This is a genomic window from Mesorhizobium alhagi CCNWXJ12-2, from assembly GCF_000236565.1.
Classification (GTDB): domain Bacteria; phylum Pseudomonadota; class Alphaproteobacteria; order Rhizobiales; family Rhizobiaceae; genus Allomesorhizobium; species Allomesorhizobium alhagi.
In genome coordinates this window covers 26,961-52,137 of the sequence record NZ_AHAM01000292.1, presented here as the reverse complement: position 1 = coordinate 52,137, position 25,177 = coordinate 26,961, and the positions used below count along the sequence as shown (strand labels likewise).

Sequence of the window (25,177 nt, the reverse complement as noted above, 5' to 3'; positions counted from 1 at the left end):
GAAGATTCGCCGCGGCGAGATCACCGAGACCGATTTCGAAAAGCTCGTCGCCTGCTCGCAGACCATGCAGAAAATCCCGCTGTTCATCGACCAGACCGGCGGCATTTCGATCGCGCAGCTCGCAGCGCGCGCCCGCCGGCTGAAGCGCCAGCGCGGCCTCGACGTCATCGTCATCGACTATATCCAGCTCCTGCAGGGCTCTTCCGCCAAGGCCTCGCAGAACCGCGTGCAGGAAATCACCGAGATCACTACGGGCCTTAAAGCGCTGGGAAAAGAACTCGGCGTTCCCATAATCGCGCTGTCGCAGCTGTCGCGTCAGGTCGAAAGCCGCGACGACAAGCGCCCGCAGCTCTCCGACCTGCGCGAATCCGGCTCCATCGAGCAGGACGCCGACGTGGTGCTCTTCGTCTATCGCGAGGAATATTACCTCAAGAACAAGGAACCGAAGCCCGGCACGCTCGAATACACCCAGTGGGAAACCGACATGAACGAGGTGCGCGGCAAGGCCGAAGTCATCATCGCCAAGCAGCGTCACGGCCCGACCGGCACCGTATCCCTCGCCTTCACCGGCGAGTTCACCCGCTTCTCCAACCTGGCGGCAGAGCATCATCTGCCGGAACGGTATGAGTAGCGAGCTCATTAGACGGCTTCGAGCCGGCTGAACCGAACCGGGTGAGTTTCCGAGCCTTGAGTTGTCCTGCCGTATCCTTGTCGATGACAGTCAGCAACTGCGCGCGCTCCGGGAATGCAGGTGCATGCGGTTGACGTCGGCACCGTTGATTTGAAGGCGATTCGCAAGAGGCTGTTGCTTACACAGGACCAGATGGCGACCGTGCTCGGGACCAGTCCGTCCGGCTACAAAAAATGGGAGCAGGGGAAGAGGCAGCCCAGTGGCGCTGCACGCTCCTCCGCATCATGGAGCGCGAGCCGGAAGCTGTGCTGCGGGCCCTATCTGCGGAGAATGGCGAGAGCGGCGAAACGCGCCCTTCACCCCTTCACCTGCGGCGCCTCACTGAGTGAAACAGCATGGGCTCGGTCCTGACTGCGCGGGCAGGCTGTGGGCGGAGGAACATCTCGAATCGAGCCCGGCTTCGGCAACCCGGCGTTGAGGTGTCGCGCGGCGCCTTTTTCGGGGGGCGATATCAGTCACCGACCTCGATAGAATTGAGATCGCACCACATCCTCAACGCTCTTTCCTGCGCATTCGCTTCGAAATCGTACCATTGATCGAGCGCATCTCTTCGCTGCAACAGATCCTTGAATCTGGCGTAGGCGCCTCTCTTCCTGAAGATTTGCTCGACGTAACCGACGTCGTCTGGCAGGAATTCGCGGGCGAAGTTCAACGCTAGTGGCTTGCCCAGCTCGAGTTCCCTCTTGTCAGGTATTTGGATATATTTGTCACTGTCGTCGATGTCATCCGGCAACTCATCCAAATCATCCGCGAGTTCGGAATGCCAACAGAGCGTGCCTGACTGCTTGCACAGAAATGCCTGATGTTCTCCCGTGCTCGCAGCGCTGACGAATTCGAAAGCTAACTCTATGTCTTTGAAGCTGACAGGCATTGTCGCTCGTCGTCCCCTAAAGATTCGCGTGGAGCCAACGCACCAGAGGTCGGCCCCATGGGCTGTTCACAATCGTTCCCCGCCGCGTGCGCTCGGCGGTGGCGTAGCGGCGGTCATCGATGGTCCCCGGCAGGGTCGGCTTGCTCACCCAACCTGATTCGAAGAAACCACCGATGACCGACGACATGATGAACCGGCGCACGCTCGGGGTGAAGACCCCTGGCGCTGATCTTTTGTGCGAGATGATCGGCTTTGCCGCCGTACGGCTGAAGGCGATGGAGGTCGGCGCCGCAGCCGGCGGTCCGGTCTCTTAACGATGAGTCTTGCCGCCCTTCCGAGCGTCCGTTCCGCATCATTGTGATAGTTCGAGGCCTACTGCACGGAGCGGTGCTGCGAAGAAGATCGCCAAAGCGCCGCCGCCGAAGGACGACAAACACACGCCGAACGGCAAACGGAAGGCGTGAGCAATGCCAGACGAGAGACTTACCGAGAGGTAGGCCATGGAATTCAGGCTGTTAAGACCGAAATACCAGTCTATGGCGCCGGTTGGTGTTTCGGGTTTGTGCTTGCTCTGCGGCGTTGCCCAGGTCGCGTTTGATACGGCTCGACGAATTGAAGATTCGGTTGCGGAGATCAAGGGCATTGCGACAACCGCTGCGGCTGAAACCACCAAAACGAGCTCGGACACCGGCGAGGTAAAGCCGGTACCCCGCAGACGCCGGGCTATTCGCCTTCGCCTCAAGAGGAAACGCTGATCTCAAAACTGAATGAGGTTGCGGCTGAGTGGCAAATCCCACACCCCGTTTTCCCATGGAGCGTTGACCAGTTTCTCCCCTGATTTTGACATGGGAGAGCGCGATTGTCGGAATTCCGGTCTTCGATATAGTAAGCGGGAAATTCGCGGAAATTGGACCCTGGTTCGATCTCAACAGCGTCCGAGCGCATAGTTCGGATTTTGCCGCGAGGAGGTGCATGACCAACGTCGTCTTTCACGAGATTGCATGGCTGCTGCTCGGCGCCGCCGCTGTCGGACTGCTTGGCGCCGCCCTGCGCCAGCCCGTGATCGTGAGCTTCATCGCGGTTGGGATCGGAGCCGCTGCCTTCTGGGAAAGCAGTGTGGAGACGGCAAGCCAGGTCCGCTTTCTCGCCGAGCTCGGCGTCGCACTCCTCCTGTTTCTGGTCGGGCTCAAGCTCGACTGGCGCCTGGTCAGGACGCTCGGTCCGGTTGCGCTCGCCACGGGGCTCGGCCAGGTTTTCTTCACCGCCGGCATCGGATTCGTTATCGGCCTCGCGCTTGGGCTCGACTGGCTGACCAGCCTCTATGTCGCCGTCGCCCTGACCTTCTCCTCCACGATCATCGTCGTGAAGCTCTTAGGCGACAAGCGCGAGCTGGAGACGCTGCACGGCCGCATCGCAATCGGCTTTCTGATCGTCCAGGACATCGTCGTCGTGATCGCCATGGTCGTGCTGTCGACGATCGGGATCGGGGCCGAGGAAGGACAGGGCGGGCCGTCTGACCTCCTCACCATCCTCGCCTCGCTGCTCGGCGTCGTGGTGGCCCTCGTCCTGTTCGTCCGTTATCTCGCCGATCCGCTCATGGCACGACTCGCCCGCACCCCGGAACTGCTGGTCATCGCCGCCATCGGCTGGGCTGCGACCGCCGCCGCGATTGGCGACATGATCGGGCTCGGCAAGGAGCTCGGTGGCCTCGCCGCCGGCGTCTCGATCGGCTCCACTCCCTACCGCGACATGGTCTCGGCGCGCCTGGCCGCGCTGAGGGATTTCCTGCTGCTGTTCTTTTTCCTGTCGATCGGCGCCACGCTCGACCTGTCCACACTGGGCCAGGATTTTGTGCGTGCCATCGTCTTTTCCTTGTTTGTGCTGATCGGCAATCCGTTCATCGTCCTCCTCATCATGGCCTGGATGGGCTATCGCGCACGCACCGGATTCCTCGCCGGTCTCACGGTCGCGCAGATTTCCGAGTTCTCGCTCATCTTCATGGCCATGGGGCTCAGCCTCGGTCATGTCGGTCAGTCTGCCGTCGGGCTGGTCACCCTGGTCGGACTCGTGACGATCGCCTTGTCGGTCTACATGATCACATACTCCCAGCAGCTCTACGCCTGGTTCAGGCCGCTGCTGCGGCCGTTCGATTTTGGGTCGTGGCGGGAGGCGGCCGCCGACAACTACGAAGACAAGCCGACCGTCGACGTCATCATCTTCGGCCTCGGCCGCTTCGGCAGCCAGCTCCTGCGGCGCCTTGAGGACGCCGGCTACAACGTGCTCGGCGTCGACCTCGACCCGCAGACGATCAGACGCTTCTCACGCGAAGGGTACCAGGTCCGCTACGGCGACGTGAGCGAGCAGGAATTCTGGGCCGAGCTACCGCTGACTCAGGCGCGTTGGGTCGTGCTCTCGCTGCCGTACGGGACGATCCTCCTGACGGAGACCAACCCGCGCAGCGGACTGCTCGCCGCGATCCGGACTCACCGCTTTGGCGGGCGCATCGCTATCACCGCGCGCACCGACGAGGAAGCCCGCCGCCTTCAGGATGGCGGCGGCGTCGACCTCGTCCTGTATCCCTTCGACGACGCCGCAACGTCCGCAGCCAAGCAGATCACCGACTTGGACGGGGAAAGCGCCACCAAGGCCGCCAAAACGGCGCTCGCTCCTGCGGCGCTCGAAGGTCCGCCGCGGGTGATCATTGTCGGATGTGGCCGCGTCGGAGATCTGGTGCGCGAGATGCTTGCCCGGCATCATGTGTCCTATGTCGCCCTCGATAGCGATGCGGCGCTCGTCGCCCGCGAGCGGCAACTTGGCAAGCCGATCTTCTACGGCGATGCAACCAATCCCGAACTGCTCCGCCGCTGTGGCATTGCTTCCGCTCGCGCATTGGTCGTGACGATGGACAGCCCGGTTGCGGTCGAGTCGGTCGTGACAGCGGCGCGTGCCGAACGGCCCGACCTCATCATCGTGGCGCGCGCGCGTGACGCTGAGCATGCAGCCAAACTCTACGGCCTGAACGTCACGGACGCCGTGCCCGAGACGATCGAGGCGAGCTTGCAGCTGTCGGAAGCCCTGCTCGTCAATCTCGGCGTTCCCATGGGTTTGGTGATCGCCTCCATTCACGAGAAGCGCGACGAGTTTCGCCGCGCCCTGCAAGGGCCTGAGAAGGAGGGCCGGGTGCGCCGAGCGATCCGCACGTCAACTCGACCAAAGAGCAGCACCGGGGCCTAGCGAAAAAAACGGTGTCAGGGAATGCAAGCTGCCTGTCTGCGGGCGGGTGATGCAGACGCCGCCATCAGCGATCATGGGGCGAGCATCTTGGTGCCGTCGGCGCTGCTCTTCTCGGCGTTCACGCATGCGGGCCTGGTTGATCGCGGTTGTCCAGGATTGCCCAAGCCGACAGGGCAGCGGAGAGCACGCCTAAACCCAAGTGAGTCCAGAGCGCATTCGTATTGCCGCCAAAGTCGAGGACCCAGGGCGAGGCAAACAACCATAGGCCGAGCGCCAAGCTGGCCCATTCCTGCCATTCGGCGAACGCCAAGCGCAGGGCCACCGCCAAAGTGCCGAGCGCGATGCCGACGATCCAGGAATTCCATGCGGGCATCGTTTCATCCGCAAAGCCGAATAGCCAGGGAGAGACAAACAGGCATGCCGCCAAGATCAGGCTTACCAGGTCGTGGGTCTTTTTGCCTTCGATCACAGTTGCCACGACAATCCTCCACATGAAGATTGACCAATGCGCCACTTGCAGCGCGTGCACATGCGGCAAGAATTGACATAGGGCTGTGCAACGGCGAGGTCTACATTGGCGATGACCGCCCCGATAGCGAGCGATTGCTCCCCACTAAGGATGGCCGCGTCCGGCCAGCGTCGGGCCGTCAGCTTGCCACCGAACACACAGCCGGTGTCGATGCAGAAGGTGTTTTTCACCCACTCGGCTGACAAGACCGGCGTGTGTCCGTAGATCACCGCGGTCTTGCCGCGATGGGCCGCCGACTCGATGGCGGGCGTGGCTTTGGCCTGATCCTCTACCGGTTCGAAAAGGCCGCGATTTCCGCTGACAAGCAGATCACTTTAGCGAAGCACACCATATCGCGGTCACCGCCGCCAAAACACGGGCGTGAAGATGACCAGCACAGCGATGATCTCCAGGCGTCCGAGGAGCATCAGAAACGAGAGTATCCACTTCGCGGCCTCAGGCACGGCCGTAAAGTTGCCGGCTGGGCCAATGAAGTCGCCCAGACCCGGACCGACATTGGTGATTGCCGTAAGCGCTCCAGAAAGTGACGACAATAGGTCCATTCCGGTAGCGGCGAGGAGGATCGTCCCGATCACCCAGATCACGATGAAGGATGAGATGAACAGGACCACCGCGCTTTGCATAGCAGCGTCGACAGGCCGATCGCCATACCGAACGGTCAGGACGGTGTGTGGGTAGACAAGGCTACGCATACGGTTGGCGAACAGTTCGAACATAATCAGGAAACGGAAGGCCTTGATGCCGCCGGTGGTCGAGCCTGAGCACCCCCCAAGGAAGGTTGCGGCGAACGCGCAGGCGATGGCGAACGGCCCCCAGAGCGTATAGTCACTGGACGCATAACCGGTCGTGGTAATTATCGACACGAAATTGAAGGCTGAATGCGTGAAAGCCTCGGAGAGCGGCACGCCTGCGGAGACCCGAAGATAAGCGGTCACTGCAATGACGAAAACAACACAGTAGCCCGCAAAAACCCGGATTTGCGGGTCGCCCAGAGCGTCGAGCCGCCCGCGTATGGCAAACAGGATCAGAATTGAGAACGGCAAGGCGCCTATGAACATGAAGACTGTGCCGACCCAAAGAATGGCTGGCTTGTCTGCATAGAAGCCCATCGAGGCGTCATGTGTGGAAAAACCAGCGGTGGCGATGGTCGTCAGCGCATGATTGAGCGCATCGAAGCCGCTCATTCCCGCCAACCCGTAGGCGATGCCGCAGGCCAGCGTCAGGGCTGTGTAAATGGAAAGCAAGCTCAGCACGAAGGTCGAGAATCGTTCGAAGGGCCGTTCCGAAATATCGGAAGATTCGATGCTGAAGTATGACACACCGCCGATGTTGAGGAAGGGCAGGATGAAGAGCCCCAGGGCGATGACGCCGAGGCCGCCGATCCACTGCAGGATCGAGCGCCAGAGCAGCAGTCCCGGCCCCAAACCGTCGAGGCCGGTCAAGACAGTAGCTCCGGTGGCCGTTACGCCCGAGACGGATTCGAAAAACGCGTCAGCCACAGTCATCTGGAGTGACGAAGCTATGAATGGGACGGCACCCGCTATGCACATCGTGAACCACAGCAGGTTGACCACGAGCAGCGCCAGACGTGGCGAGATCACCGGCGGCGGGCCATGCGTGGCCAGTGCGATACCCATGCAAAGACCTCCCATGAAGAAGGCCGAAAATGCAAAGACCCGCCAGTCTGGATGTCCCACATAAAGATCAAACAGCGCCGGAACGAGCATGGCGATCGAAAGGTAAATACCAAAAACCGCTGCGACATGGATTGCGGCGCGAATGGCAGATCCTTGCACGGCTTTTAGCCCCCACGACCCATTTGGGCATTTGCCCAAAAGCCTGCCATGACAGCGGACTTGGTGCCCTCTTATGGGAAAGATGTTGGCTTTTCCAGAAAGGTCGATGCCTGACCTTACGATCTCCACAGCCGCTGGCGAGAGATGAGGTTTGAAACCCATGCACGGCATGTACTGGATACTGGCGCTGACGGCTCGTCGGTCATCCGACCAACAGTGTCTGGAAACCGTCGGTCGACCACACGACGTATGGAATCGTGTGACAAGTTGCTCCCCTTGGAGGCCGTCCGCAGGCAGAACGGTTCGCTTCGCGGCTTCGCGTTCATGGAAAAGGATTCAAATCCCATATCCGTAGGCGCAGGTGACACTTCGGTAGCTGGTGTCGGTCGCCTATGCATTGACGAGGGCCAACCCAAGCAACGAAACCTAGGCTGCCGTCAGTGGGCTGCCGAAAATCAGTATCAGCAGGTTACCAGTTACGACGCCAATCATGTGCACGATAAGACCTTCCAGCCAAGCGACTGACAATCTGCCGCAAGCAAATGTACCGTTGTAGTAGCTCCACAACAGCGCGACGACGTATGAGATGATGTTAAGCTGAAAATTAAAATTGGGGTCATCGGTCAGCAACAGAAACACCGCTCCGCCGAGGATCGCTCCACGCCTTATAATTGCGGCGTAACTCCACAATATCTGTTGCCGTCTATCCATCCGGGAGCGCAGTCCCTTCAGTCTTGCCATCATTAAAGCCTGAAGATTTGCGATCGGTATCGGACTGGTTGCAGAGCGACAAGGCGCGCCGAAGATCGCGGCGCGGCCGTTCAGAGAGATCGGAGGAAACGAGAAGGCGTTCCATGAAAATCCCTTGGTGTGGCGTCGATCGATCCTAACGTATAGCGCGGCGGCTTGGGAGAAACCAATCCGCAACCGGTTCATCTGGTTGCGCAGGACAAACGGTGGCTGCTCCGATCCGGAGGTATTCCTTGCGCGAGCGTAACGAACAAGCGGTGGTAGGCTCTCTGGTTGATGGCGATGAATGACCGGCCATAGACAGGTGCGCATCCGAACAAGCCGGCTGCCGCTCATAGGATCTGACAACGGCATAGCTTCATTGTACCTGAGCTAGGCGGGCCTGGAAAAGCCCGCAGCAGTGCATCACTTTGAGGACGTGAATCGTGCGCTTCAATTCGCAATGCAAGTGCTATAGTTAAATACCTAAGCGAGCAGTTTTCCGCTTGCGCGGCCAACGAAGGGCGAATGTGTATTTATTCCCAGTGTATGCAGAACCGCATCTGGTGAGATGAGACAGCACGGTCGAAGACAGGATAGCATAAGGCCCCGCGTTTTGCTCAGCGTCGGTGCTGGCCTGCGGCTGCTCGCTTCGTTCCTCGTCCTGATGTGGACCATTCCTGCGGCAACGGCCGTCCAGGCCGGACAGGATTTTGCCAAAGGGCAGATGACGCTTGCCGCGCCCAACCCCGTCGCACACCCGACCATCCTTGTCCGCGACATAGTGCGCCATGTCGCTGCCGAGACTTCCCGCTTCAAGACGGGCGCATACGCACCTGTCGTTGAGGGCGACGGCAAGTCATTTGCCATTCTTCCAAATTCGCTTCTGTCGCTCGAAGCCGCGTCAGGAGCACCCGTCGGTTTATGTCCTGAAGCCTGGCCGAAACTGCCGCTTACCCGCGCCTTCGATGCGCGTGCCCCGCCACTTCTCACGGCATGACCTTGGCCGCGCGACGCGGCTCTCGACTCCCAAAAACTTCACATCGCGTTCCGTTCGGGCTCTTGTCGAGTTCGCCGATCGGAACGCCAAGCACCTATCGGAGGCGGTTTTCCCGCCCGATATGGGCTGAGGGACAAGAATATGCTGCATTTTTCGCGCTGGAAGACGATTCTCATCTGGCTGACAGTCCTGGCTGGCGTCCTGTACGCAGCCCCGAACCTGGTTCCCGCCTCCACTCTGGCGTCGCTGCCGAATTGGCTGCCAAAGCAGCAGTTGACGCTGGGACTGGACCTGCAGGGCGGCTCGCACATCCTGCTTCAGATCGACCGGCAGGACCTCGCCAATGAGCGCCTGGAATCGGCGCGTGACGAGATCCGCACATCGCTGCGCGATGCCCAGATTGGTTATACTGGGCTTACCGGCGCCAGCAATTATGTCCAGGTTCGCATCCGCGACCAAGGTCAGATCGAAGCAGCGAAGAGCGCGCTCGAAAGCCTGACGCAGCCGATCTCGACAGGCCTCTTTACCGCTGGCTCCGTGATCGAGATGGAGATGGCCGAGCCGGAACCGGGCCTGCTGCGCATCACCCCGACCGAAGCGGGCCTCGACTATCGCGTCGCCGCAGCACTGACTCAATCGATCGAGGTGGTGGGTCGACGTGTCAACGAGCTCGGCACGACCGAGCCGGTCATCCAGCGCCAGGGATCGGACCGCATCCTGGTCCAGGTGCCAGGCCTTCAGGATCCGCAGCGACTGAAGGATATACTCGGCCAGACCGCCAAACTGACCTTCCAGATGGTCGACCAGTCGATGCCGGTCGAGGAGGCGATCTCCGGCCGCCCGCCGGCGGGCTCGACGGTGATGTATTCAACGGACGATCCTCCGGTTCCCTATTTGATCGAGAACCGCATCATCGTCTCCGGCGAGAATCTCGTCGACGCGCAGGCGACCTTCGACCAGCGCACGAACGAGCCTGTTGTCTCGTTCCGCTTCGACAACCGTGGGGCCACCCGCTTCGGTCAGGCCACGCAGACCAATGTCGGACGGCTGTTCGCCATCATCCTTGATGACGAGGTGATCTCCGCACCCCAGATCCGCGAGCCGATACTGGGCGGAACCGGGCAGATTTCCGGCAGTTTCACGGTGCAGAGCGCGAACGACCTCGCGGTCCTGCTGCGCGCTGGCGCTCTGCCTGCCGACCTCACCATCGTCGAGGAGCGCACCGTCGGTCCGAGCCTCGGTAGCGACTCGATCCAGGCGGGCCAGTTCGCGTCGATCATCGCCGGGTTCCTCGTCGTCGGCTTCATGCTGTTCGCCTATGGACGACTGGGGCTGATCGCGAATATCGCGCTCCTGGCCAACGTTGCACTGATCATCGCCGTCCTGTCCATTCTCGGCGCGACGCTGACGCTGCCTGGCATCGCCGGAATCGTGCTGACCATGGGTATGGCGGTCGATTCCAACGTGATCATCTTTGAGCGGGTTCGCGAAGAAAGCCGCCAAGGACGGTCTATCGTACAGTCGATGGATTCCGGGTTCAAACAGGCGCTGGCGACCGTCGTCGATGCAAATGTGACGACGCTGATTGCCGCTATCATCCTGTTCTTCCTCGGCTCGGGCCCGATCAAGGGTTTTGCTGTGACACTCGCCATCGGCATCGTCACCACTGTGTTCACAGCCTTCACGCTGACACGCTGGCTGGTCGCATTCTGGCTTCGCCGACAGCGCCCGAAAGCCATACCCAGCGGTGTCGTGCGCCTGGTGCCTGACGACACGCGCGTGCCATTCATGGCATTCCGAAAGTACGCCTTCACACTGTCCCTGCTGCTGTCGATCGCTTCGGCAGCGCTGTTCTTCACGGTCGACATGAACTACGGCATCGACTTCCGCGGCGGTTCGAGCATTGAAGTGCGGGCAAAGGGCGGGCAGGCCGACATCGGGGACATCCGCGACCGGCTAACCGCTCTCGAACTGGGCGAGGTACAGGTGCAGGAGTTCGGGTCGGCGCGGGAGGTGCTGATCCGCATCGGCTCTCAGGAGGGTGGCGACATTGCCGAGCAGTCCGCCGTCGAAAAGGTTAGGAGCGCGCTCGAGTCCGACTACGAGTTCCGCCGCATCGAGGTTGTCGGTCCCACGGTATCCTCGGAACTCGCGTTCAACGGCACAATGGGCGTGCTCGCCTCGTTGCTGGCTATGCTCGTCTACATCTGGATCAGGTTCGAGTGGCAGTTCGCACTCGGCGCCATCATCTCGACATTCCACGACGTGATCCTGATGATCGGCTTCTATGTCGTCGCGGGCATCGAATTCAACCTGACCTCGATAGCCGCGATCCTGACGATCGTCGGCTACTCCATCAACGATACGGTTGTCGTCTATGACCGCGTGCGTGAGAATTTGCGTCGATACAAAAGGATGGCGATCCCTGAGCTGCTCGACCTGTCGATGAACCAGACGCTGGCGCGTACGGTTCTGACCGGTGTGACAACACTGTTTGCACTTGCGGCGCTTTCCATCTGGGGCGGCGAGGTCATTCAGTCCTTCACGGTCGCGATGATCTTTGGCATCCTCGCCGGGACCTATTCATCCATCTTTGTCGCCGGGCCGCTCCTGATCCTGTTCAAACTCCGGCCGGGCGGTCTCAGCCGGGAGGAAACTGAAATGGCGGAAGGGACGCCGCCGCGGCAGGCCGAGACTTGACGCAACGATGGGCGCTGAATCGTTCTTGCAATTGGCCGGTTTACGCGCCGGGGCCGGCTTGAGATCATCGACGGGTATTCTGCCCGTCGATGCGGGTCGCCTGCCAGAACCTTGGCTTGGACAGCCGTCGGGGATATCTGCCCCAGCTGATCAGCCCCTGTCGCTTATCAGCATCATCAATCGGCAAATCGCCAACCGGCCGCAGGCCGGTTCTCCGTCGCCTTCTCGCTGGAGTGGTCCACGACCTGGCTACGGCGTTCGACTTGCCGACAATGACGACAGGCTGAGGTGGCCTGCATCATGAAACGGAGCGGCGGCCGTGGTCGGGGAGGGGAGTGCGAGGGGAGGCCTGCCAAGAAAATCAGTCCGGCTATTTGCGAAGGATGCTGCGCAATCGACGCTGCGCCGCCGTCTCTTTGATCACGCCAGCAATCTTGCGGACAAATGCGGGACTGAATGCGCCGATCGGCTTCGTCGTCACCAGATCATAGGCTTCATCGACCTGCACCCGGTTAAATTCGTCCAGGATCAGCCATGACGGATAGTCGAGGCCGCCGCGGCGGCATTCGATTTCGCTGATGGCGAGATGCGGGCGCGACCGGTCGGGTTTTTGCGAAGTCAGCGGAAAGAGAAACAAGGCTGCGGGCGTTGCTGGCGTCCGGACAACGATGCAAACCGGCCTCGCCTTGCGTCCGGATTCCTCGCCGGCGTCTGCTTCCCGCGCCCATAGGTAGCAATATCGGAGCAGATCGCCGGCTTTAAGCATCGGGCGTGTCGCCGGAAATTATTGCATCCAGTCCAGTCATGAGTTCCTTGCGGACTTCATCTGGTGCGTCCTCGAGCGTATAGGCGACCGAATGCGGCTGGCCGACGAGTTGGTGGTACTGAGCAGCCGACAGGATGACGAGCTTTTCCTTGCCGCGCTTGGTCAGGGCCACCGGCTCGATCAATGCCGTTTCGAGGATTTCGCCAGACACGCGATTCATGTCCGAGAATGTGAATTGCTTCATCGCCTACTTCCTTTTGAAGTACCTATAATAGGTAATTCACGTAAGAAGAGCAAGAAATGGTGGCGCGCGACCGCCCAGCCCCTAACCGAAACGTGGACTTCTGCGTATTGCGTCGGCTGAATCCCTGCGGTCGCAGTGGGTTCATTGGGTTTCTCTTGCTGGAAATCTGAACGAGCTGGAAGAAACTGGTTGCTGATTTCGCCGTCCTTTCCCGTCCTCAATCTCAGCAGGATCGACTATATCTGAAGCGCGCGAACCGGACGTAAATCGCTTCCACATCGTGGTGAGGGGCTGGGCACAACCGCCACCATTCTTATCAGGATCGATCCGCTCGAAAGAGCGGAGTTGTCCGTTCATTGCTGAGTGCGGTTCGGTTGGTCTGGAATGTGTATGCGAACGCACTGTTGGCCGTGGTGACGGAAGAGGCTACATCCCGTCGCATTGTCATGGAGTATCGCCCGCTCGATTATCAGGAGTCGATCGGCAAACTGGCCTGTTTCTCGAGCGTTTTTGATCGCTGCACAGGTCCGGCTCGAGGAAAGCGAAATGGCGATGGTGATGGAAGCGGCGGCGCCATAGTAAACAGCTCCTTTGCCGCATCACAACCCAATGGGCGCGAGACATCGCGCTGCGGCCATCACGTCAGCTTCATCTTGAAACCAACAGAGCCGGTTTGAGACGCGTGCGGAAGTGAGCGCGAGGCGACGGGAGTAGAAAGGATTCCCGAAAGCTGGGAGATTTAGGCATTGGTGGAGTATGGCTCGCCTAGTAGACGATGCGAGTGGCAACAACCCGGGCAAAGGCGTCCTTTGCAGTCCGACTTTGGAATGTGCCAATCGGGGTCAAATCTCCTCGTTTGACGTTTATTCGTGACCGTGCGCCGCGGAATATTGGGCGTGGACGAAGTGTAGTGGGCCCGAAACATCCGGCGAGACCTGCTTCTCGCTTCATGCGAGTGCTGGAGAGTACCGCTTGCAATTTAGCCCTCGAAATTGATGACCCATTCGCGTTCTCTTTCGCTTATCGGGCCGCATTACACTCAAACCGCGATGAGTTTATCTGCCAAATACAATCCAGCGGATCGGAAGTAGATTTCAGTAATTTGAAATCTATTTTGGAGGCTCTTTTGCCTGCAAAATCACAATAAGGGGTCATTTCCTGATGTTACAAAATATTACCAGAGAGACGCAATCCCGGTAAATCCTGCCTAAGGCGCGCCATATTTCCCACTGTAATCAATATCGGAGTTCAGGGGGATGTTAGCTGTTGGGATGCTTTGTCTGCTAAAGGGGCAGTTGATGAATTGTGCGTCAAATTTGCTGTTTTCGAGCTTTCAGGCCGGTCCGGCGGGTGTTTGATCGCGATGCCTAGCGCCGAAGGCGGCAAGTCGATGTTGCATGCGCGGGATCGCCAGCTCGACGCGCTGCGGGCGCTTGCGGTGTCGATGGTGCTGTATGCGCATTTTTTCGACTCGGACGGCTCGAACTGGGGCCACCTCGGCGTACGCCTGTTTTTCATCCTCAGCGGCTTCCTGATCACGCGTCTGCTGCTGGAGGCTCGATCGGCCGGGGAGTTCAAGCCCGCTACCGCGCTCAAGGCATTCTATTCGCGCCGTGCCCTGCGGATTTTTCCGCCTTATTTTGCAGTGTTGGCTTTCGTCTGGCTGGCCGGCCTTGAGCAGTCCCGCGTCGTACTGACCTGGCACGCCCTTTATCTGTCCAACTACTGGTATGCGCTGCGCGACGCCTGGGACCCGTGGGTTCTGTGCCATACCTGGAGCCTCAGCATCGAGGAGCAGTTCTACATCATCTGGCCGCTCGTCATCCTGTATGCGCCGCGCCAGTCGATCGAACGCATTTGCGTAGGCGTCATCGCCTTTTCCCTGGCCTACCGCTTCTACTGGCCGATCACGGGCACGCCCTCTGTCGCGCGCGACCTGCTCCCGCCTGCCTCCATGGACGCACTTGCAGCCGGCGCTCTGCTCGCCGCCTATCGAGCGAGAAGCGCGATCTGGCCACTTTGGATGAGGCTGGGCTGGATGCCGCTCGCCAGCGCGTTCCTGGCTGCTCACTGGCTTGCTCCCTCATCGGTTACGCCGCAGCAGGCGTGGGCGCTTTGGATCGCGTCGGAAGTTCTTCCGCTGCTGCCGCTGGTAATGCTGGTCGGCTGCTGTTCGTCCGGAATTGGCGGTTCCGTTGGCAGGCTGGCCGAATCCCCGCTGCTGACCGGGTTTGGACGCGTCAGCTACGGCGTCTACTTGTTCCATCCGATTGCCCTGTCGCTGGTGGTAAAGGCCCAGCCCTGGATTCCGGTCAATGTCTCCAGCCAGGGCGCGGGCAGGCTTCTGGTTGCCGGAACTGCCACGCTGATCGTTGCCTTGATTTCGTGGCTGTTCTTCGAGAGGCCCATCAACGGCCTGAAACGCTATTTCCCCTACGTCCTCTCACCCCAGAACAAAGCCGCCCCCATAGTTCCTGCCAGAGCGCCTCGCTCCGCTGGATGGCTTGCACAAGGCGCGAGCGCTGGAAAATCAACGTCCCTCCTCGAGCCGGCTGACAGCCGTCGAGAAGTTCGGGTTTCAAACATCCACTGAACTGGTCCGAGCCCGACAATGTCCCCTCATTTGGTCTCCGTATTGCTCCCGGTCTACAACGCCGAACGCTACCTCATCGCAGCCATCGAGAGCATTCTGCGCCAGGACTGCCCGCACCTGGAACTCATCGCCATCGATGACGGATCGACGGACAATTCGCTCGCAATCCTGGAGCGGTACCGCAAGACCGACGATCGTATCACCCTCGTCTCGCGTGAGAACCGCGGGCTCATCGCGACCCTGAATGAGGGGCTCGCAATGGCGCGCGGCGATCTCATTGCCAGGATGGACGCGGACGACATTGCCTATCCAACACGCCTTTCCCGGCAAGTGGCGTTATTCGACCAGCAGCCGCAGCTTGCCATTTGCAGCACGGGCGTCGACAGGCTTCTGGGCCGTCGCATTCTGAGCGGCGCCCCCGATCCGATCTATTGGCAATGCAGCCTGCGCATATTGTCGAATTTCTTCACGATCTTCATCCATCCCACAGTCGTCTATAACCGGCGGGTCATCCCACAGGACGTACTCTTCTACGATGCAAGCTACGTCCATGCGGAGGACTTTGATCTTTTCAGGCGAATTACCGAGCGGTTCGAGGCGGCAATGATCGCCGACAGCCTGCTTGCTTACCGCGTCCACGACGAGAGCGTCACCAACAAGCACAAGCGCCCGATGCGCCGGACGCACCTGAAAATTGTCGTCGAGAACCTGACCAGAGAAGCGCTGGTCGCCGACGCCGGCGTGCTGCTCGACATCGGCAAAGCCGTAACCATGGACACGGTTCGGAGCGCAGCCAGGACCATTCTCGCGCTTGGAGAGAGCATTTCCGCCCAACCGCCCGAAACGAGGCCAAGTTATGAGGAAGGCGCTCTCAATCTCTTCTATTTCCTTTACCAGATGATAGGAGACGAGCAGCAGCCGCAGCTCACGCATGAATTCCTGAACCGAACGGCCAAGTGGGGAAAGATCCGCCGGCGTGAACGCTACGGGCTGCGCGTCGGCGCTTTGGCGCCGCAGCTGAGCCGCCTTTCAATCGCGGCAAACAAGCGTTTCGACGCAATAGCGCGACATTGGCAATCGATCCCGGCGTCAGCCATTCTGCAACACCAACGGTCGACCTAGCATGTCCCGATCCAGCAACCCGACAGGCGGCTCGGTCCTGCAAATGACTGCCATTGCTGATCCCGCGGTCGCCGGGCAGGCGGCCCCACCTCGGGCAAGCTTCATCGTTTGCACACGCAACCGGGCGGCCGCGTTGGAGGCATGCATCAAATCCATCCAGATTGCCTGCCAATCCTATGCAGCCTGTCCAGCGGAACTCGTGGTGGTCGACAATGGCTCCACTGACGACAGCCTGCAGCGCCTTGCGCGCATCGCCGAAAGGTCGAACCTTGCGATAACGATCGTTTGTGAGCCAAGGCCTGGACTCTCGGCCGCACGCAATGCCGGACTTGAGCGAGCGCGGGGCCAGGTCTTGATATTCATCGACGACGATTGCGAAGTCCATCGCAACTATCTTCGCGACCTGGACCGGCACTACGCAACTGGCGAGCCCTGCATCAGGGGCGGCCGCGTCGAGCTTGGAAATTCGGAAGATCTGCCGTTCACGATAAAGCGTTCGCCAACACGCGCGCGACTTGAGCGGGCCATGCCTCCGGGTGGCTTTGTGCTTGGCTGCAACATGACGATGACACGCGAAGTAGCCATCAAGGTGGGCCGTTTCGACGAACGGTTCGGCGTTGGAGGACCTCTGCGCTCGGCGGAGGACACTGACTATCTGGTGCGCGCATTCCTGCTGGGGATTCCCGTCGAATACGTGCCCGACATGACGGTGTTCCACCATCACGGGCGTGGTCTTCGCCGGGAAGTCGATGGGCTCCACCGGAACTACAGCTTCGGCAATGGCGGGCTCTACCTGAAGCACATTCGACACGCGCCCTGGCTGCTGCGCCATTTCTATTGGGCGGTGAAATCGGCATGCCGGGAGCTTGTCGGCGGGCCGCCATTCGATCCCGAACTGCGTCTGTCTCACTGGCCGATCGTATTCATGAACCTGCTGGGAGCGGCTCAGTATACGCGCCTGTCGCTGACGAAGCCCGCGCCGCATGGCGAAGTGCGGCAGCCCCAACAAGCAACGACCTAGAAGGCGAGATACGTCATGCTACGGCCCAAATTGCCAGGACTGCCGACGCTCCGTAAAGCGCTGGGACCGCAACTGCGCCTGCTTCCGGTCGTGGTCATTCTCGGCCTTACCAGTGCCGCACTCGAAGGCGTCGGCATCGGCCTGATCATCCCCATGCTGAGCATCATCGCCGGCCAAGGGGATACCCCCGACATGGGCGGCATCTCCGCGGCATTCCAGCAGGTCGGTTCGGGTCTGGGCGAAGGGCAGAGGCTGCTGTTCATTTCCGCCATCATCCTCGCCCTGATCACATTGAAGAATGTCCTGGCGTTCTCAAACACAGTCCTCACCACCTTCATTTATGGCAAGGCGAGCCATTCCATACGAAGCGCGCTGTCGGAACAACTCCTGAAGGTTGGATTTCCGTTTTTCCTTCAGCAGAGCCCCGGACGGCTGCTGAACATCATCTCCAACGAGTCCTGGCGTGCGTCGGACGCAATCCAGACGGCCCTGGCCGCCATGGTCAATATGTCGGCCGCCGTCATTTTGCTGGCTTTCCTTGTCTTCCTGTCCTGGGAGATGACGTTGCTGGTGGCCCTCGGCTTGGCCTTGGTACAGTTGGCGCATGCAGCGCTCTCCGCGAGCTTGAAGGCGCCCAGCCGCAGCGTCACCTCGCGCAACAGCGAGCTTGCCTCGCGCATGCTTCACCTTGTGCACGCGGGACGGCTTATCCGCATTTTCGGGCAGGAAGCAAAGGAACAGGCTGTATTTGATGCCGCATCGGATGCCGTTCGAAGGGCGGGGCTCGTCCTGCAGGTGCGCCAGGGGGCATTGCCGCCGCTCACCGAGGTGCTCCATGCAGTTCTCTTCCTGGGCGCGGTTGTGGGGGCATGGCATGCCGGCGTCAGCTTTCCGGTCATCGTCGCCTTCGTGGTTCTGCTCTACAGATTGCAACCGCATATGCGTGCCCTGCAGATGTCCTGGAGCCAGCTTCAAGGATGGAGCGGGTCGCTCGAGGAGGTGCGATGGCTGCTGGATCCGTCCGACAAGCCGCAACCGCCCCAAGGCGCCGCAGCCTTTCACGGCCTTTCGCGGCAAATGAAATTTGACGACGTGACATTCAGGTATCCCGGTTCGGATTCCGGCGCGGCGGTATTGCGCTCGGCGAGCTTTGAAATCCGCGGCGGCCGCTCCACCGCAATCATCGGCCGATCGGGCGCAGGCAAGACCACAATCGTCAACCTTCTATGCCGGTTTGTGGAACCGGACGCAGGTGTGATCCTCGTCGATGACATGCCGCTGAACGAGATTGACCCAACCCAGTGGCGAAGCCGCATCGCGCTGGCCAGCCAGGATCTGGAGCTCGTCGATGGCACCATCTTGGACAACATCGCATACGGTTCTGACCTGGCGACGGTCATTGACGCGCAGCGCGCCGCAAAAATGGCCGAGGCCGACGAATTCATCATGAATCTGCCTCAGGGATACCAAACAATCGTCGGCTACCGAGGCGTCAACCTCTCGGCCGGACAACGGCAGCGGATCGCCCTCGCCAGGGCTCTGGCGCGCGATCCCGATATCCTCATCCTGGACGAGGCTACCAATGCCGTGGATGGACTCTCCGAAGCCGCGATCGTCGAAACACTCAAGTTGAGGGCGAACCGTCGCACGACGATCGTCATCAGCCATCATCGCAGCACGATTTCGTTCTGCGATGATGTCGTTGTCCTTGGCGGCGGCCGAATAAAGAGCGCGGCATCATTGGCCAAGCTGGCATCTTTGAGCATGGACGAGCTCTATGAGCACGAGACATCCGACAAAGGCTGATCCATCGGGAAAGAGGCAGAGTTTCCCTCGACGCCGCATCCGTGAAGAACCCACAAATCGTTAAAAACTGGCGCAAAAAGCGTTGACAGGGCAGGGAGCGGCTCACCGACCGGAAAGGGCTCGGTGAGCTTGCGCAGCGCGCATTTGGTCCAGCTGACCAGCCTTTGGACGTTCCTGTTCGACTTGGTTGCGTCGTCGGGTCTGCGCGCCCCCATAGTGCAAGAAATTTCACGTATCGAATTTTCATGCATTTCGCTTGACATGCTCCTCGCTCGCTGGCACATCAGCAGTATCGCGAGAAATTTCGCCAGGTGAAATTTCTTGCAGACCCCCCATGATGCTGCCGGCATTGCGGGAGACAACGCGGAGGAGACCATGAAGAAGAATTTTGGACTGGCCCGGCCTTTGGCCGCGGCGACGATGACCCTTGCCCTCGTCTCGGCGGGGGACGCATCCGCCCAGAGCAAATTCCAGTGCGAACCGGGCGAAACCTACATCATGAACGTCATGGTTTCGGCCCATCCCTACTGGGTGCCGGTGTACCAGGGCTTCAAGCAGGCGGCCGAGGCGATGGGCTGTGAGACGGCATTTTCGGGTACGCCCGACTACGACATCACGAAGCAGATCGCCTCGTTCGAACAGGATCTGGTCAAGAACCCGGCCGGCATCCTGCTTCATCCGATGCAATCGGATCCGTTCATCGAGCCGATCAACCGCGCTATCGAGAGCGGCGTCGACGTGGTGACGTTTGCGGCCGACTCGCCCAACTCCAAGCGCACCGCCTACATCACCTCGGACAATCTTGCCGAGGCCAAGTTCGCGGCCGAGGAGATCGTCAAGCAGGTCGGTGACAGCGCCGAATATGCCGTCCTGGAAAACCCCGGCCAGAGCAACCACGACCTCCGCGTCACGGCGCTCATCGCGTATATGGAGAAGAACTATCCGAACATGAAGCTGGTCGGCCGCCAGGCCACCAACCAGGACAGCAATGCCGCCAATCGGGCGACTGCCTCGATCCTGCAGGCCAACCCGAATTTGAAGGCGATGTGGATACCGGAGGCTGGTTCAGCCGAGGGCGCGGTCTCAGCGGTGCTCGAGGCGAAGGCCAAGGTTCTGATCATCCACGCCGACGTGACGCCGGCGACCCTGGAGCACATCAAGGCAGGCAATGTCCATATGTCGCTCAACCCCAACCAGGGGGTCCAGGGCTTCATGGGTTTCATTGCCGCTTTCCTGGCTGCACATCCGGATATGTTCGACCCGTTCAACGACTACAAAGTCTCGGGCTACAACCCGATGCAGGTGCCGTTCATCGACAACGGGTTCGCGGTCATCACCAAGGACAACGCCGATTCCTTCGACCTGAACAAATACATGGAAGGACGCGATCCGAGCTGAGCGCGGCGGACCGCTACGACGATGCCCGCGCCACGCCACCCGGCGCGGGCATCGTAAGCCACACATTCTTCATGGAACAGAATCGATGACGGCCGGCGCAGACGACCTGATCCTCGAGATCACCAAGCTATCCAAATCTTTCGGGCCGGTTCGTGCGCTGCGCGAAGTCGATTTCCAACTGCGCAGGGGCGAGATACACGCGCTCGCCGGCGAGAACGGCGCAGGGAAGTCGACGCTGATGAATATAATCGACGGCATCCTGCGCCCCGACAGCGGCGAGATCAGACTCGACGGCAATCCCGTCACCATCACCTCCCCAGCCAGGGCGCAGGCGCTCGGCATCGGCTTCGTGCACCAAGAGATCGCGCTTTGCCCGGACATAACGGTCGCGGAGAACATCTTCATGGCTGCGACCAATTCCAGCCGCGCGCTGCTGATGGACTTTCGCGGGCTGGAGCGACGCTCAGGCGAGATCCTGCGCCGCCTCGGCGACATCGATCCTGTCGTGCCGGTGCGCTCGCTCTCTATCTCGCAGCAGCAGTTGGTCGAGATCGCCAAAGCCCTCACGCTCGACTGCCGCGTGCTGATCCTCGACGAACCGACCGCCGCGCTGACAGAGCGCGAGGCGCAGATCCTCTTCGAGATCATGCATAAGCTGGCCGGTCAGGGCATCTCGATCATCTACATCTCCCACCGCATGGTGGAGATCTTCGACAATTGCGATCGTGTCACCGTTCTGCGCGATGGCCAGTTCATCACGACCATGAACGTCTCGGACACGACGCCTGGCGAGGTCGTCAGCGCGATGGTCGGGCGCGTGATAGACAGTCTCTACCCGCCTAAGCTGAGCGTCGGCGAACGTTCCGACGAGATCATCCTCGACGTGCACGACCTGACGGAGCGCAATCGTTTCCGCGAGGTTTCGTTTGAGCTCCGCAAGGGCGAAATCCTCGGCCTCGCCGGACTGATCGGGGCGGGCCGCAGCGAGATCGTCAAGGGCATCTGCAAGCTGGAGGGCGAGGTGACCGGCGAGGTGTCGCTGCACGGGCGCGCGCTGCGGCTAGCGCATTATGCCGACAGCATCGCGGAGGGCCTTGTCTACCTGTCTGAGGATCGCAAGGGCGACGGCCTGTTCCTCGACATGTCGATCGCCGCGAATGTGTCAGCGCTCTGCGTCGAGCAGATTGCCGCCGCCGGCGGGGGCCTCATCGACGACGGCCGGGAAAACGAGCAGGCAGAGCGGCTTGGCGCCCGCCTGAACCTGCGCTACGGCCATGTCGGGCAGCCGGTGTCGGCATTGTCTGGCGGCAACCAGCAGAAAGTCGCCATTGCAAAGATGCTCTCGGTCAGCCCGAAGGTGATCTTCCTCGACGAGCCGACGCGCGGCGTTGATGTCGGCGCCAAGGCCGAGATCCACCGCATCCTGCGCGATCTCGCCCGCAGCGGGGTCGGCATCGTCGTGATCTCCTCGGAACTCCCCGAACTGATCGGCGTGTGCGACCGTGTCCTTGTGGTGCGCGAAGGGCGCATCGCCGGCGAGGTGACGGACGACGAGATGACGGAGGACAGGATCATGTATCTCGCGTCGCTCGGCGAACAGCGGCCGGTGGCGTCATGAGGGCGGAGGGAACAATGTCCACCGTGACCACGCCTTCGGGGAAGCACCATGACGCCTCGGGCGGCGTCGTGGACATGCTGCGACGACTGCTGCGGATGCGCGAGACGGGTCTGGTTCTCATCATCCTGGCGCTGTTCATAGCGATGTCCTTTGCTTCGCCCTATTTCCTGACCTGGAACAACATGCGCGCCATGGCGATGGCCTTCGCGGTCGAGGGGGTGGTGGTCGTCGGCATGACTATTCTGCTGATCTCGGGCGGCATCGACCTCTCCGTCGGTTCGGTCACGGCGCTGGCGATGGTGATCGCTGGGCTGCTTTTTCTCAACGGAGTCGATCCCTGGGTGGCGTCGGCAATGGCTATCGCCGCTTGCACCGCCATCGGGGCGGCGATGGGCTTCTTCGTCACCCGCGTTGGCCTGCACCACTTCATCGTGTCGCTGGCGGTGATGGTGATAGCGCGCGGCCTGTGCCTGCTCGGTACCGGGGGCCGACCGATCGGCCTCTACACGCTGCCGCCGGAGTTCAAGTTCATAGGACAGGGCTCTATCGGCGTCATCCCTGTGGTCATCATCATCTTCGTCGTCGTGGTCGTCGTCTTCGACTTCCTGTTGCGGCGCACGACGATGTTTCGGAAAGTGTTCTACACCGGCAGCAACGAGAAGGCGGCGGCCTATTCGGGCATCCGTACGAAGAAGGTCGTGTTCCTGACGACCACGCTCTGCTCGGCGCTGTGCGGCGTGGCCGGCATCATCTACATGGCCCGCTTCGGCTCGGCCCAGCCAACCTTCGGCCTCGGCATGGAGCTCAACGTCATCGCGGCGGCCGTGATCGGCGGCGCCAGCCTGTCGGGCGGATCCGGCACGATCTTCGGCGCCATTTTGGGCACGATCCTGCTTTCCGTCGTGTCGAGCTCTCTCGCACTTCTCGACGTCTCGGTATACTGGCAGGACATCATCCGTGGATCGATCCTGCTCACCGCGGTGACGATCGACCACTATCTTAACAAGCGGCGCGACTGACGGGAAAGGCGCGAACGGACATTTTGATGGCTGAAAATAGAGAAGACTTCGAGGCGATTCGCCAAATCTACACGGTGTTGGTGTTGCACTTCGTCGACGGCATGAAGCAATCCGAAATCGCACTCGCCATGAACCTGTCGCCGTCCAAGGTGAACCGCCTCATCGTGCAGGGCCGCAAGCTCGGCATGGTCAAGGTTGCCATTGAGAGCCCGTTCCAGCCGCTGGTGGACCTGGAGACGCGTCTGATCGAGACCGGCGGGCTTTCGGCCAGCGTCGTCGCGCCGACAGTCCCGGGCAGCCCCGACACGACGCTGCAGCAGGTCGGCCGCGCGGCCGCCAACATGCTGCTGGAGACGCTGCGCGACGGTGACATCATCGCAATCACCGGCGGCAAGGCCGTGAGCGCGGTCGTCGAGAACATGATGCCCGAGCGCGCTTTCGACGTGACCGTGGTTCCGTTGACCGGCGGCGTACAGGGCAAGTTCTACACCGACGTCAATCATTTGGCCTCGCGGCTCGCCGAGCGGCTGGGCGGCCGGACCTTGCTGATGCATGCGCCGCTCTTCGCCGAGAGCCGCGAACAGCGCGACATGCTGATGGAGATGGCCTCGATCAGGGACGTCTTCGGCCTCGCACGCAAGGCCGCGATCGCGCTGGTCGGCATCGGCTCAATCGTGACGCCAGGCTCCAGCTACTACGATCTCAATCCGCTCACCAAGACCAGCCGCGAGCTTCTGATCGAGAGCGGCGTACGCGGCGAGTTCCTGGCGCATCTGATACGTGAGGACGGGACGGTGGCCGACCATCCGCTGAATTCGCGCCTGGTCGCGCTCGACCCGGCTGAACTGGCGCGATGCCCTCGCAGGATTGGCGTCGCGGCCGGTCCGGAAAAGGTGCTGCCGATCCGCGCCGCCCTCAACGGCCGCTTCCTCGATGCTCTCGTCATCGACGAGGAGACGGCTGGCGACGTGCTGGAAGCCATGGAGCCTTTGCACAATGTCGCATGAAATGCTGGTCCGGGAGATCGGTTCGTCCGGCGTCAAGGGGTCCGCCATCGGGCTCGGCACCTGGGCCATCGGTGGCTGGATGTGGGGCGGTACCGACGAGCAGCGGTCGATCGCGGCGATTCACGCCTCGCTCGACGAAGGCATCAGCCTCGTCGACACCGCCCCGGCCTACGGCATGGGGCTGGCCGAGGAAATCGTCGGCAAGGCGATCCGAGGTCGGCGCGACAAGGTGGTGCTGGCGACCAAGTGCGGCCTCGTCTGGCACACAAGCCAGGGCAACCATTTTTTCGACTACGACGGACAGCCGGTCCATCGTCATCTCGGGCGGGACTCGATCATCCACGAGCTCGACCAGAGCCTGAAGCGGCTCGGCACAGACTACATCGACCACTACATCACGCATTGGCAGGACCCGACCACGCCGATCGCGGAGACGATGGCGACGCTGGAAGACCTGAAGCGGCAGGGCAAGATCCGCTCGATGGGGGCGAGCAACCTGACGCTCGACGAGTTCGAAGCCTATGTGGCTGCCGGTTCGCTCGACGCCGTCCAGGAAGAATACTCGATGATCAGGCGCGGCATCGAAACCACGCTCTTGCCCGCCTGCGCCGCGCACGGCGTGTCGACGCTGAGCTATTCGTCCCTGGCGCTGGGGCTGCTCTCCGGCGGCATCGGTCCGGAGCGCGTGTTCGAGGGCGACGACCAGCGCAAGGGCAATCCGCGTTTCTCGATTGCCAACCGGGAGAAGGTGGCGCAGCTGATGCGCGGGATCGGCCCGATCGCGGAGGCGCACCGGGCGACTCCGGGCCAGATCGTCATCGCCTGGACCCTCCAGCAGCCCGGTATCACATTCTCTCTGTGCGGTGCGCGCAATCCGGACCAGGCTCGGGAAAACGCCAAGGCGGGGCGCATCCGCTTGTCAGCCGCCGACATCCACAAAATCAGCGAGGCAGCCACGCGCCATCTGACAGATCTCGACGCCTGACCGCCACCCGAAACGACCAAGGACCCGCGCCGCACCCGTGACGGCGAA

The 25,177-nt window shown here is 61.1% G+C and carries 24 protein-coding genes; 16 read left to right on the top strand and 8 right to left on the bottom strand.

The window, feature by feature from the left end; translation table 11 throughout:
- The coding region (locus MAXJ12_RS30620; RefSeq protein ID WP_008840055.1) for a DnaB-like helicase C-terminal domain-containing protein at window positions 1-631 on the top strand (631 nt) is incomplete at its 5' end.
- A 114-nt stretch (window positions 632-745) separates the two neighbouring features.
- Window positions 746-1,042 carry a helix-turn-helix domain-containing protein gene (locus tag MAXJ12_RS36095; protein ID WP_341872556.1) on the top strand — a complete coding sequence of 99 codons (297 nt, stop codon included), beginning with the start codon at window positions 746-748 and terminating at the stop codon, window positions 1,040-1,042.
- Window positions 1,043-1,142: 100 nt separating this feature from the next.
- Here the strand turns inward: MAXJ12_RS36095 and MAXJ12_RS30615 are convergent, their stop codons facing one another.
- Window positions 1,143-1,562, bottom strand: a complete 420-nt coding sequence (locus MAXJ12_RS30615; RefSeq protein ID WP_008840054.1) for a hypothetical protein — start codon at window positions 1,560-1,562, stop codon at window positions 1,143-1,145.
- Window positions 1,563-1,735: 173 nt separating this feature from the next.
- On the opposite strand from MAXJ12_RS30615, the gene MAXJ12_RS37295 reads away from it, so the two are divergent.
- Window positions 1,736-1,876: a hypothetical protein gene (locus MAXJ12_RS37295; protein ID WP_008840052.1), complete on the top strand. Its 141-nt coding sequence runs from the start codon at window positions 1,736-1,738 to the stop codon at window positions 1,874-1,876.
- Window positions 1,877-1,914: 38 nt separating this feature from the next.
- Here the strand turns inward: MAXJ12_RS37295 and MAXJ12_RS37290 are convergent, their stop codons facing one another.
- Window positions 1,915-2,205 (bottom strand): hypothetical protein, encoded by a 291-nt coding sequence (locus tag MAXJ12_RS37290; RefSeq protein ID WP_139044134.1) that lies wholly within the window; start codon window positions 2,203-2,205, stop codon window positions 1,915-1,917.
- A gap of 329 nt (window positions 2,206-2,534) precedes the next feature.
- Here MAXJ12_RS37290 and MAXJ12_RS30605 point away from each other — a divergent pair, with 329 nt between their 5' ends.
- Window positions 2,535-4,796 (top strand): cation:proton antiporter family protein, encoded by a 2,262-nt coding sequence (locus MAXJ12_RS30605; protein WP_008840051.1) that lies wholly within the window; start codon window positions 2,535-2,537, stop codon window positions 4,794-4,796.
- A 118-nt stretch (window positions 4,797-4,914) separates the two neighbouring features.
- Here MAXJ12_RS30605 and MAXJ12_RS30600 read toward each other — a convergent pair whose 3' ends face one another.
- From MAXJ12_RS30600 to MAXJ12_RS30590, 4 genes are all read right to left on the bottom strand, one after another.
- Window positions 4,915-5,289 carry an SPW repeat protein gene (locus tag MAXJ12_RS30600; RefSeq protein WP_040588956.1) on the bottom strand — a complete coding sequence of 125 codons (375 nt, stop codon included), beginning with the start codon at window positions 5,287-5,289 and terminating at the stop codon, window positions 4,915-4,917.
- Entirely contained in the window at window positions 5,262-5,534 is a 273-nt protein-coding gene (locus MAXJ12_RS38365; protein ID WP_085984135.1) for a hypothetical protein, read from the bottom strand. Before MAXJ12_RS38365 ends, MAXJ12_RS30600 begins: the two co-directional genes overlap by 28 nt.
- Before the next feature lie 129 nt (window positions 5,535-5,663).
- Window positions 5,664-7,121, bottom strand: a complete 1,458-nt coding sequence (locus MAXJ12_RS30595) for a TrkH family potassium uptake protein (RefSeq protein WP_008840048.1) — start codon at window positions 7,119-7,121, stop codon at window positions 5,664-5,666.
- A 426-nt stretch (window positions 7,122-7,547) separates the two neighbouring features.
- Window positions 7,548-8,207, bottom strand: a complete 660-nt coding sequence (locus MAXJ12_RS30590) for a hypothetical protein (RefSeq protein WP_139044133.1) — start codon at window positions 8,205-8,207, stop codon at window positions 7,548-7,550.
- A gap of 259 nt (window positions 8,208-8,466) precedes the next feature.
- On the opposite strand from MAXJ12_RS30590, the gene MAXJ12_RS30585 reads away from it, so the two are divergent.
- Together MAXJ12_RS30585 and secDF are read left to right on the top strand one after the other, a co-directional pair.
- On the top strand, window positions 8,467-8,850 hold the full coding sequence (locus MAXJ12_RS30585) for a hypothetical protein (protein ID WP_008840046.1): 384 nt from the start codon (window positions 8,467-8,469) through the stop codon (window positions 8,848-8,850).
- A 141-nt stretch (window positions 8,851-8,991) separates the two neighbouring features.
- Window positions 8,992-11,550 (top strand): protein translocase subunit SecDF, encoded by a 2,559-nt coding sequence (gene secDF, locus MAXJ12_RS30580; protein ID WP_008840045.1) that lies wholly within the window; start codon window positions 8,992-8,994, stop codon window positions 11,548-11,550.
- Window positions 11,551-11,920: 370 nt separating this feature from the next.
- On the opposite strand, the gene MAXJ12_RS30575 is transcribed toward secDF, so the two are convergent.
- Both MAXJ12_RS30575 and MAXJ12_RS30570 read right to left on the bottom strand, forming a co-directional pair.
- A complete protein-coding gene (locus MAXJ12_RS30575) occupies window positions 11,921-12,316 on the bottom strand; it encodes a hypothetical protein (protein ID WP_008840044.1) in 396 nt (131 codons plus the stop codon).
- Complete coding sequence (locus MAXJ12_RS30570) at window positions 12,309-12,560, bottom strand: type II toxin-antitoxin system Phd/YefM family antitoxin (RefSeq protein ID WP_008840043.1); 252 nt, start codon at window positions 12,558-12,560, stop codon at window positions 12,309-12,311. Before MAXJ12_RS30570 ends, MAXJ12_RS30575 begins: the two co-directional genes overlap by 8 nt.
- Window positions 12,561-12,916: 356 nt before the next feature.
- Here MAXJ12_RS30570 and MAXJ12_RS37285 point away from each other — a divergent pair, with 356 nt between their 5' ends.
- The 10 genes from MAXJ12_RS37285 (at window position 12,917) to MAXJ12_RS30520 (ending at window position 25,129) form a co-directional block, all read left to right on the top strand.
- Entirely contained in the window at window positions 12,917-13,237 is a 321-nt protein-coding gene (locus MAXJ12_RS37285; RefSeq protein ID WP_139044132.1) for a hypothetical protein, read from the top strand.
- Window positions 13,238-13,950: 713 nt separating this feature from the next.
- Window positions 13,951-15,153 (top strand): acyltransferase family protein, encoded by a 1,203-nt coding sequence (locus tag MAXJ12_RS30565; RefSeq protein ID WP_040588963.1) that lies wholly within the window; start codon window positions 13,951-13,953, stop codon window positions 15,151-15,153.
- Between the two features lie 18 nt (window positions 15,154-15,171).
- On the top strand, window positions 15,172-16,275 hold the full coding sequence (locus MAXJ12_RS30560) for a glycosyltransferase family 2 protein (protein WP_040588952.1): 1,104 nt from the start codon (window positions 15,172-15,174) through the stop codon (window positions 16,273-16,275).
- Window positions 16,276-16,318: 43 nt separating this feature from the next.
- Complete coding sequence (locus MAXJ12_RS30555; RefSeq protein ID WP_040588961.1) at window positions 16,319-17,296, top strand: glycosyltransferase family 2 protein; 978 nt, start codon at window positions 16,319-16,321, stop codon at window positions 17,294-17,296.
- Window positions 17,297-17,311: 15 nt separating this feature from the next.
- Window positions 17,312-19,102 (top strand): ABC transporter ATP-binding protein, encoded by a 1,791-nt coding sequence (locus MAXJ12_RS30550; RefSeq protein ID WP_008840039.1) that lies wholly within the window; start codon window positions 17,312-17,314, stop codon window positions 19,100-19,102.
- Between the two features lie 420 nt (window positions 19,103-19,522).
- Window positions 19,523-20,500, top strand: coding sequence for a substrate-binding domain-containing protein (locus tag MAXJ12_RS30540; RefSeq protein WP_050898947.1), 978 nt, complete (start codon window positions 19,523-19,525; stop codon window positions 20,498-20,500).
- A gap of 85 nt (window positions 20,501-20,585) precedes the next feature.
- On the top strand, window positions 20,586-22,118 hold the full coding sequence (locus MAXJ12_RS30535; RefSeq protein WP_008840036.1) for a sugar ABC transporter ATP-binding protein: 1,533 nt from the start codon (window positions 20,586-20,588) through the stop codon (window positions 22,116-22,118).
- Between the two features lie 74 nt (window positions 22,119-22,192).
- Window positions 22,193-23,137, top strand: a complete 945-nt coding sequence (locus tag MAXJ12_RS30530; protein WP_050898945.1) for an ABC transporter permease — start codon at window positions 22,193-22,195, stop codon at window positions 23,135-23,137.
- A gap of 26 nt (window positions 23,138-23,163) precedes the next feature.
- Window positions 23,164-24,144 (top strand): sugar-binding transcriptional regulator, encoded by a 981-nt coding sequence (locus MAXJ12_RS30525; protein ID WP_008840034.1) that lies wholly within the window; start codon window positions 23,164-23,166, stop codon window positions 24,142-24,144.
- Window positions 24,134-25,129 carry an aldo/keto reductase gene (locus MAXJ12_RS30520; protein WP_008840033.1) on the top strand — a complete coding sequence of 332 codons (996 nt, stop codon included), beginning with the start codon at window positions 24,134-24,136 and terminating at the stop codon, window positions 25,127-25,129. The genes MAXJ12_RS30525 and MAXJ12_RS30520 overlap by 11 nt, the downstream gene beginning before the upstream one ends.
- Window positions 25,130-25,177 lie beyond the last annotated feature (48 nt).